Genomic DNA, 9,451 nt, shown 5'->3' on the forward strand with positions numbered 1-9,451 from the left:
GATTTGGCAGGGCTGCAGCTCCGGGAGGTGCCAGTACCGGTACCCACGAAGCAGTAGTCCGGGATCCGGCATCAGCAGTGAATGATGCAACTCAGCAGGTCATTCCCTATCTGATTGGGCTTGATGCTCAGGATCAGATTGGGTTTGATGCACTTCTGCGGGAAGTTGACGGGACCGAAAACTTTGCAGGAATTGGTGCGAATGTGGCAGTTGCCCTCTCAATGGCAAATGCAAAGGCTGCTGCGGCAGCCCTGAAGATACCGCTCTGGCGGCACCTTGGAGGTTCGTTTGTAACCTCAGCCCCTCTTCCGTTAGGAAATATGGTTGGAGGCGGGGCACATGCAAGTGGTGCTACCGAGATTCAGGAATTCCTGGTTGTTCCAACCGGTTGCACCGGAATCAGGGATGGTATCTACGCAAATGCACGTGTTCACGCAGTGATAAAGGAACTCCTGCAAAAGCAGGGAGTTACTTGTGGGAAGGGAGACGAAGGGGCATGGGCTCCGGGTATTACCGATAAGAATGCCTTTGAGGTAGTAACCGAGGCGGCCAATATCGTATCTGACGAGGTTGGATTCTCCCTCAGTACAGGGATCGATATGGCAGCAAGCCAGTTCTACAATCCAGGGACCGGATTGTATGAATACCGGGGAGGCACAACCCGGACTGTCGATGATCAGATCGCCTATGTTGCAGAACTGATTGACGAATATGGGCTGGTATATGTCGAAGATCCTCTGTATGAAGAGGATTTTGCTTCCTTCGCCACCCTTACCGAAGAGATGGGCAGTACCTGCCTCATCTGTGGTGACGATCTCTTTGTCACCAACCCTTCCCGATTAGAGAAGGGACTAGCAGAAGGTTCGGCCAACTGTGTGTTGATCAAACCGAACCAGATCGGAACCCTGTCAGATACCTACCAGGCGATCACCCTCGCACAGAGGCATGGCATGGAGACCGTTATGAGCCACCGTTCCGGGGAGACCGGGGATACGACCATCGCCCATCTGGGATGTGCGTTTGGCTGCGTATTCATCAAGACCGGTGTTGTCGGCGGAGAACGAACAGAAAAACTGAATGAACTCATTCGGATAGAGGAGAGTATGTATGAACGGAAATGAGATGGAGATTGAACTGAACGAGCCCCTTGTCTCTGTTGAGGAGTACCTGGCGGCTGGTGTACACATTGGAACCCAGCAGAAAAGCAGCGATATGAAGGATTTCATCTACCGCGTTCGCGGAGATGGACTTTACATTCTGGATATCAGAGAGACTGACGAGCGAATCAAGCTCGGTGCAAAGTTCCTCTCCCAGTATGATCCTGCCAAAATTCTGGTGGTCACCTCACGTCAGTACGGGCAGTTCCCTGCACGCCAGTTTGCTGAGGCAATCGGAGCATTCCCAATGACTGGCCGGTATATCCCCGGTACCCTTACGAACCCGATTCTGCCCAAGTATGCAGAACCTGAATGTATTGTGGTGACCGATCCGGTCAGTGATATCCAGGTCATTAAAGAGGCACTGCAGATCGGTATTCCGGTTGTTGCACTCTGTGATACCAACAATATGACCAGTCTGGTTGACCTGGTCATCCCAACCAACAACAAGGGTCGCAAAGCCCTCTCCATGATCTACTTCCTGCTCACCAAAGAGTTCCTCCGGCACAAGGGATACACTACCTCCCTGACTCCTGAGGACTTTGAGACTGATCTGTAAATTCATGGGCAGCATCAGGACGATACCCTGATGTACTCACACGTCAACACACAGTCCCATGATGATCAGGCGAAATAGTGTCGCCGGGACCTTTTACCCGGCTGACCCGGCCCAGCTGACTCATATGCTGGACACGTTCTTCAGGTCTGCTCGTACCGGCGGGGATGCAAAAGGGATTGTATCCCCACATGCCGGCTATATCTATTCTGGCCAGACTTCTGCCCATGCATTCAGTGCAATCAGGGAAGGGTTTGACGGAACATTCATCCTAATCGGACCAAGTCATCGTGGGTTTCCAACCTTTATGTCAGGAATCCCCTGGGAAACCCCTATCGGACCCGTTGCGACAGATACTGATCTTGCTGCAAGTATCGGGCTTCCGGTGGATGAGCGGGCGATGGCATTTGGGAATGAGAACTCACTTGAGGTTCAGGTTCCGTTTATCAGGTTCCGGTTTCCTGACGCGTCGATCGTAGCAATTATGATGGGTCCCCAGACGATGAGGGAGATCATGCGGGTATCGAGTCACATCAACAACGCAATTCGTCAATATGGTGGAGATGTAAGGATTGTTGCCTCGAGTGACTTTTCCCATTATGTTCCCGCTGATAAGGCACAAAAAGACGATCTTTTTGTTATTGAAGCACTGAAGGATCTGAATGTGCAGGAATTTTATAATCGGATACAACAGCACCAGGTAACTGCCTGTGGTTATGGCCCGATCGGGGCAATGATTGAGGCATTGAAGCCACAGGGGGCAACGCGGTGCGATCTCATCTCATATACTACCAGCGGCGAAGCAAGCAGAGACTTTCAGCAGGTAGTCGGATATGCGGCGTTGGCGGTGAACTGATTGGCAACCTGGAGTGCACCCGGAAAGGTGTTTCTCTTTGGTGAACATGCGGTGGTATATGGGAGACCTGGCATTGCACTTGCGATCCGTCCCAGGGTGTATGTAACGGTGCGGAAGACCAGTCATGCTCACCATGCCAAATCACCCTATATTGATCAATGCTTCAAAGAACTGAACGTGAAAGGGAGTGTCTATATAAACTCACAGCTCCCCAGTTCTTCAGGACTCGGGTCATCTGCAGCGGTTACCGTTGCAACAATCGCGGCAATCAATGATGAGTTCGGACTTGATAAGACCCGTGATCAGATCGCTGAAATCGCCTATAAAATTGAAAAAAGGGTTCAGAAAGGACGTGCAAGCCCGACCGATACGACCGTATCGACCTATGGCGGTATGTTCCTGATCAAAGAAGGAACCCGCAAACGGCTGGCACCCCAGAATTACCATCTGGTGGTTGGAAACTCCCAGGTAACGCATTCGACCGCGAGAATGGTCGAGAAGGTTGCAGATCTGAAAGGAAAATATCCTCAGGTCTGCGAACCGGTATTTGATGCGATCGAGGCATTGACGCTCGACGCAATGAAACATCTTGATGAGCCGCAATATCTCGGCCGTCTCATGGATATGAATCATGCCCTCCTCGATGTGCTTGGGGTGGGTCATCCCCAGCTCTCCAAACTGGTTCTTGCTGCCCGGGCAACCGGCGCATATGGTGCAAAGATAACCGGTGCCGGAGGTGGTGGATGCATGGTAGCGCTTGCTCCCAAGAACCTCAAGGCACGTATCGCCGGAGCACTTGAGGTCACCGATGGACGGGCGCTCATCACCTGTCTTGATACAGAAGGACTTCGGAAAGAAAAGGATGCATAATCGGACGATACTCAAACTCGGCGGGAGCGTGATAACCGAGAAGTCAGCAGGCTCTGCAGGTGTCATCAGATCTGATACACTGGATGCAATTGCAAAGAGTCTGGCGATGTACCCGGAGATGCCGCTCGTGATCGTACATGGTGCCGGCTCGTTCGGTCATCCCCAGGCAAAAGCCTATCACGTGCAGGAGGGAGTATCCCGGGAGAACCGGAAAGGAATCTTTGAGACTCATCAGGCAGTTGGTGAACTCAATACTGCGGTGGTGGCTTCCCTGCGCAGCAAGGGGATTGAAGCGGTGCCGATTCATCCGCTTCATGGTTGCGAAGCGGATGATGGTATTCTGGTTTCGCAAATCTTCGGGCATATGGACAGGATGATCAGCCTTGGACTGGTACCGGTTATTCACGGCGATGTGGTGATGGATCGCAGACGTGGTGCCTGCATCGTTTCCGGTGATCAACTGATTAGGGTTCTCGCAGAAGGGCTTGGAATGGACCGGGTTGGTCTTGCGACCGATGTCCCGGGTCTTCTTGCAGAGGATGGGTCAGTTGTGAGGGAATTGCGTCGATCAACGGCGCACCAGGTTACCATCGGCAACTCGGGTCATATTGATGTGACCGGGGGAATGGAAGGAAAGATTGCCGAACTTCTTGCTCTGGCTGATCATGGGATCAGGTCCGAGATGTTCCATGTCTCACAGATTGAAGCGTTTCTCGCCGGGAAGGATCATGGCGGGACTCGAATCCTTCCGGAGGATTCATGAACCCCAGGCGGTTTACCTCCTCACGGAAACTGGATCACCTTCGGATCTGTCTGGAAGAAGATATTGAATCAGGAAGCACCGGTTTTGAAGATATTAAACTGGTACACAATGCTCTTCCTGATTCAGATATGGATACGCTGGATCTCTCGACAGATCTCTTCGGACACCGGTTCGGATCCCCGCTCTTTATATCAGCAATGACCGGCGGACACCCGGATACTACCCGGGTTAACGAGGTTCTTGCACAGGCTGCCCAAAAATACGGCCTTGGAATAGGGGTAGGATCGCAACGTGCAGCAATTGAAGATCAGAGTCTCGAGGAGACATTTTCGATTGTCAGGGAGACTGCTCCCGATGCGTTCATCGTTGGCAACCTTGGTATTGTCCAGCTCAGAGATCATGGGATCGAATGGGCTGAAACCGCGGTTGAAATGATTGATGCGGATGCTCTTGCGATTCACCTCAATTTTCTCCAGGAGGCAACCCAGCCTGAGGGGGATCACAATGCAACCGGATGTCTTGATGCATTGCGGGAACTATGCAGGGAATTTTCAGTACCGGTTATCGTGAAAGAGACCGGATGTGGGTTCTCTGAAGAAATTGCACGGCTCTGCTATGGAGCAGGTGCTGCCTGCATTGATGTTGGCGGATATGGTGGCTCGTCATGGGCGGCTATCGAGAGTTTCAGAGCAGGGAAAGGGGAAGCAGGTGGAGATCAACGGCTCTCGGATCTCGGCCTGCTCTTTAAAGAGTGGGGTATCCCTACTGCAATAAGTGTAACCGAGGCGGTCAGATGCGGCGGCCCGGTGATTGCAAGTGGTGGAATCAGAACCGGGATTGATATTGCAAAAGCCCTGGTTCTGGGTGCAAAACTCGGCGGAATGGCTCTTCCCCTGCTCAAACCGGCATGCGATGGAATAGAGGCCCTGTCAGAGACGATAGAGACAATCCAGCAACAGTTGCGGATTGCTCTCTTCCTGACCGGGCATACCCGGGTGTCAGAGATGCCCGATACCAGATGGTACGGAACCGGTCCTACCGCGCAACTGATACAGCGATAATAATTTACAGGAGGATACCAACTTGGACATTGAAGTCCTTGCAGTGGGTGGCTATAATGAATTTGGCCGAAATATGACCGCCATCCGCTGCGGAAAGGAAATTGTAATAATTGATATGGGGATCAGGCTTGACTCCCTGATGATGCACCCTGATATCGAGATGGAGAATACCCATTCGCTTGACCTGATTGAGATGGGGGTCATCCCTGATGATACGGTGATGAACCAGCTCGAGGGAACGGTTAAAGCGATCATTCTCTCTCACGGGCATCTGGATCATCTTGGAGCCGTGCCCAAACTGGCACACCGGTACAATGCTCCTATCATCGGGACTCCATACACGATTGAACTGGTCCGCCAGCAGATCGAGGGTGAGAAGAAGTTCGGGGTGAACAACAAACTCTATCCGCTCAAGTACTCACAGCGGTACACGATCTCAAACACACTCTCCCTGGAACTGGTACGGACTCAGCACAGTATCATCGATACTGCAACGATTGTGCTCTACACACCAAAAGGAGCGATTGTGTATGCACTCGACTTTAAACTGGATCGAAACCCGGTACTGGGAGAACCACCTGACTTTGCAAAGTTCCGAAAGATCGGTAAGGAAGGGGTGCTCTGCCTGATCACCGAATCTACCAATGTGAGCAAGAAAGGCAGGTGTCCGAGTGAACAACTTGCCAAGAGTATGGTACGCGATGTCATGACGAGTTATGAAGATGATAAGAATGCCATCGTCATCAGTACCTTTGCATCTCATATTGCCAGAGTGAAAACTATTGCTGAGTGTGCTCATGAGATCGGGCGGAAACCTCTGCTTCTTGGCAGGTCTATGGAACGCTACTGCAGCACTGCAGAGCAGATGAAGTATGTCAGGTTCCCTGACACGACGAGTATCTTTGGTAACCGCCGGGTTGTAGAACGAACACTCCGACGTATTATCAAGGGTCCCCGTGATGAGTATGTACCGATCGTGACCGGTCACCAGGGTGAGCCTGGTTCAATCCTGACCAGGATAGCACAGAAGGACACTCCATACCGGATCGAGAAGGGTGATAAGATCATGATCAGTGCCCAGCTGATTCCTAATGACATGAACCGGGCACAGCGGTACCGGATGTTCACGATGATCAACCAGCAGGGTGGCCGTATCTTTGATGATCTTCACGTTTCAGGGCATGCATACTGCGAGGATCACTATGAGTTTCTCAATATGCTGAATCCCCAGTTTGTGATAGCAGCCCACGGTGGTATCAATCAAACTTCCGAGTATCTCAATCTTGCAACTGATTGCGGGTACACCCTGAACAAAGACTTCTTCCTGATGGCAAATGGCCAGCGGCAGAAACTGGCCTGAACGGTGAAATTTATGGATCTGGAGACGTATCTGCGAAAAACTGCAACCGAGGTCAACACGCTTCTTGACCAGTATTACGGCAATCCCGGAACCGAATTATCAAAGGCATCAAACCATCTGCTCTTTGCCGGTGGTAAACGGCTGCGGCCGGCCCTCTTCAAGCTTGCAGCTGACACTATCCGCTCAGGCAGTTCTACAGGTATCCTTCCTGCAGGGCTTGCACTCGAGGTGACACACAACTTTACACTCATTCATGATGATATCATGGACGGGGATGCTACCCGGAGGGGAAAGCCTACGGTTCATACCCTCTGGGGTGAACCTGCAGCAATTCTTGCCGGTGATGTGCTCTTTGCCAGATCATTCTGTCTAATTGCTGATGCTATGGCCCCTGATGCTGCGAAGGTTGAGGCATCTGCAATGCTTGCAAAGACCTGTGTTGAGATCTGCGAGGGACAGCAGCAGGACATGTCGTTTGAAGACCGACAGGATGTCTCCCTGGAAGAGTATCTTGATATGGTTACCAAAAAAACCGGGGTTCTGTATGGGGCAGCAGCGGCGATGGGAGCAATTCTCTCCGGTGCAAACAAGCCACAAGTTGACGCTCTGTATTCCTATGGGTGCAGTATCGGAGCAGCATTCCAGATCCAGGATGATATCATTGATCTGATGGCTTCATCTGAACAATCAGGGAAAGATCAGGCTTCTGATATCAGAGAAGGAAAACAGACGATCATCGCGATTACTGCCCGGGCGAAAGGTATCGATCTAGCCCCGTACCGGCGTGTTCTCAGTCCTGCTGAGATTGAAGAAGTGATCACGCTTCTTGTGAAGGCGGATGTCATATCAGAAGTGCAGGATACTGCTGATGCGATGGTCAAACGTGCCATCGATGGGCTCTCTGTGCTTCGTGACTGTCCTGAACGACAGCTTCTTTCAGATCTTGCCTACTTTTTTGTCCAACGGGGGTACTGAATTGGACGATCTAAAGTCTATCCTTCTGGGTGCTGCACTGCAGAATGCGGTGAAGCATAAGAGTGTGCCAGCAGCGGGAGCAGTGATGGGAGCGGTGATGGGAAATCATCCCGAACTGCGATCACGTTCCGGTGAGATCAAGTCCCTGCTTGGTGAAGTGATCGCCGAGGTTGCATCACTCTCACATGAAGAACAGGAGATACGTCTTGAGCAGACTGCCCCTGAACTTTTTGCGGCACTTTCTGAAAAGAAAGAGAAGAAAAAGCACACGCTTCCTGATCTTCCGAATGCTGAAGACGGAGTGGTGATGCGGTTTGCTCCCAATCCTTCAGGTCCGCTTCATCTTGGCCACGCCCGGGCTGCATTTCTTAATGATGAATATCTCAAGCGATATGGTGGGAAGTACATTCTTCGGATCGAGGATACCGATCCAAAGCGGGTTGATACCGATGCCTACCAGATGGTTCCGGAAGACATCGGATGGATGGGACTCAATATCACCGAGACGATCTACCAGTCTGACCGGTTTCCGCTTTATTATGATGTCGGCAGACAACTGATCGAGAAAGGGGTTGCCTATGTCTGCCGGTGTGATAACGAGGAGTTTAAGAACCTCAAGATGAAGAAGGCAGCCTGCCCCTGCCGCTCGCAGACGGTTGAAGAGGCTGCCGAACTTTTTGATCAGATGCTTGAAGGCAAATTCGCTGAAGGAGAGATTTCGGTCAGGCTCAAGACCGATCTCCTGCATCCGGATCCGGCGATGCGTGACTTTCCTCTCTTCAGGGTTCTTACCTCGGTCCCTCATCAGCGGGTTGATGCGATCGTGTATCCGCTCATGAATCTCTCGGTGGCGGTTGATGATCACCTCCTTGGGATGACTCATGTGATCAGAGGCAAGGATCATATCGCCAACACCGGTCGTCAGAAATTTATCTTCGACTACATGGGTTGGAAGCAACCGGTGTACCGTCACTACGGGAGGATGGGGATCGAAGGTGTCGTTCTTTCGACTTCACAGATGCGTCAGGGTATCGTTGCTGGTGAATATACCGGCTGGGACGATGTCCACCTTGGTACCCTGCGTGCAATGGCACGTCGGGGAATTGAGTCTGAAGCGGTCAGGAATGCCGTTATTGAGATAGGAATCGGTGAGACCGATATCCAGTTCTCCTGGGAGAACCTGTATGCAAAGAACAAGGATATTGTGGATAGCAAGGCAGACCGGTTCTTCTTCGTTGCTGATCCGGTTGAACTTACTATCGACGGTTCCCATCCGGTGACTGCCAAAGCAATGCGGTACCCCGGAGATGAGACCCGGGGATTCCGGGAGATCCCTTTCACTGGAAAACTGGTAGTCCCGAAGGGAGAGTTAGAGTCAGGTGCATCACTGATCAGGCTCAAGGATCTCTTCAATATCTCGATCAGAAAGGACGGTGGTTCATACACTGCAACCTATGCCGGTGATGAACTCCAGCAGGCCCGGGATGCAAAGGCTCCCATCATTCAGTGGCTTCCGGCAGGTTACGGAACTCCCTGCCTGATAAAAAAAGCAGACGGAGATATATCAGGAGTCTGTGAACCCGAGGTTGCGACCTGGAAGGATCGGATGGTTCAGTTTGAGCGTGTCGGATTTACCCGGATCGATGCAGTTGGTCAGCAGATCGTGGCATATTACAGCCACCGGTAATCGTTTTTTAAAAAGAGTAATTTCAGTTGTATGGCGTGGTATCTGATTGATTCGAATCAGTTACCAGGTCCATCTCTTCCTGAATCTGGCCCTGAACCAAATGAGTCCCTGCCTGAATCATGTCCTAAATCAGGTCCGCTTCTTCCAATATCAATGGCTGAATCAC

At 51.5% G+C, this 9,451-nt stretch carries 9 protein-coding genes; all 9 read left to right on the plus strand.

Annotation, left to right across the window (positions count from 1 at the left end):
- The coding region (locus LUQ50_RS11250) for an enolase C-terminal domain-like protein (RefSeq protein WP_300039929.1) at positions 1–1,121 on the plus strand (1,121 nt) is incomplete at its 5' end.
- Positions 1,108–1,716 carry a 30S ribosomal protein S2 gene (rpsB, locus tag LUQ50_RS11255; protein ID WP_300039930.1) on the plus strand — a complete coding sequence of 203 codons (609 nt, stop codon included), beginning with the start codon at positions 1,108–1,110 and terminating at the stop codon, positions 1,714–1,716. The genes LUQ50_RS11250 and rpsB, both read left to right, overlap by 14 nt.
- Before the next feature lie 58 nt (positions 1,717–1,774).
- Positions 1,775–2,569: an AmmeMemoRadiSam system protein B gene (gene amrB, locus LUQ50_RS11260; RefSeq protein WP_300039931.1), complete on the plus strand. Its 795-nt coding sequence runs from the start codon at positions 1,775–1,777 to the stop codon at positions 2,567–2,569.
- Positions 2,570–3,439: a mevalonate kinase gene (mvk, locus tag LUQ50_RS11265; protein ID WP_300039932.1), complete on the plus strand. Its 870-nt coding sequence runs from the start codon at positions 2,570–2,572 to the stop codon at positions 3,437–3,439.
- Positions 3,432–4,202 carry an isopentenyl phosphate kinase gene (locus LUQ50_RS11270; RefSeq protein ID WP_300039933.1) on the plus strand — a complete coding sequence of 257 codons (771 nt, stop codon included), beginning with the start codon at positions 3,432–3,434 and terminating at the stop codon, positions 4,200–4,202. The genes mvk and LUQ50_RS11270 overlap by 8 nt, the downstream gene beginning before the upstream one ends.
- Positions 4,199–5,263 (plus strand): type 2 isopentenyl-diphosphate Delta-isomerase, encoded by a 1,065-nt coding sequence (gene fni, locus LUQ50_RS11275; RefSeq protein ID WP_300039934.1) that lies wholly within the window; start codon positions 4,199–4,201, stop codon positions 5,261–5,263. The genes LUQ50_RS11270 and fni overlap by 4 nt, the downstream gene beginning before the upstream one ends.
- Before the next feature lie 22 nt (positions 5,264–5,285).
- The gene (locus tag LUQ50_RS11280) at positions 5,286–6,623 is read left to right on the plus strand and encodes an RNase J family beta-CASP ribonuclease (protein ID WP_300039935.1); all 1,338 of its coding nucleotides are present in this window, start codon (positions 5,286–5,288) and stop codon (positions 6,621–6,623) included.
- 12 nt (positions 6,624–6,635) lie between these two features.
- Positions 6,636–7,598 (plus strand): polyprenyl synthetase family protein, encoded by a 963-nt coding sequence (locus tag LUQ50_RS11285; protein ID WP_300039936.1) that lies wholly within the window; start codon positions 6,636–6,638, stop codon positions 7,596–7,598.
- A 1-nt stretch (position 7,599) separates the two neighbouring features.
- Positions 7,600–9,285: a glutamate--tRNA ligase gene (locus LUQ50_RS11290; protein WP_300039937.1), complete on the plus strand. Its 1,686-nt coding sequence runs from the start codon at positions 7,600–7,602 to the stop codon at positions 9,283–9,285.
- Positions 9,286–9,451 lie beyond the last annotated feature (166 nt).

The sequence above is a fragment of the Methanospirillum sp. genome, assembly GCF_028679455.1.
Classification (GTDB): Archaea; Halobacteriota; Methanomicrobia; order Methanomicrobiales; family Methanospirillaceae; genus Methanospirillum.